This window comes from Catenovulum agarivorans DS-2 (genome assembly GCF_000568405.1).
Lineage (GTDB): Bacteria > Pseudomonadota > Gammaproteobacteria > Enterobacterales > Alteromonadaceae > Catenovulum > Catenovulum agarivorans_A.
Genome location: NZ_ARZY01000142.1, coordinates 1 through 215 on the forward strand (window position 1 = coordinate 1; position 215 = coordinate 215).

1 protein-coding gene is annotated in these 215 nt (G+C 47.9%); it reads right to left on the reverse strand.

Translation table 11 applies throughout. The features are described 5' to 3' along the window. Positions 1–215 (reverse strand): hypothetical protein (locus tag DS2_RS19525; protein WP_035016765.1); only part of this gene is annotated, 215 nt, incomplete at both ends.

The following is a 215-nucleotide window of genomic DNA, read 5'->3' on the forward strand; positions in this document are numbered from 1 at the left end:
AATGCACTCACATCAAATTCGCTGCCACTGAGTGTCCAGTTACCTGAACTATCCGCAGTGACAGTGCGAGATAATGTGTCGTTGCTGTCTGTGATAGTGACTGTCACAGTCGCATCAGCTTCTGCACCTGTCCCTGCAATCAATACATCATTGTCTTCGGCTGCATTGACTAAACCATCGCCTGCAATTGGTGTGGTGATGGTTAATGCACTTGG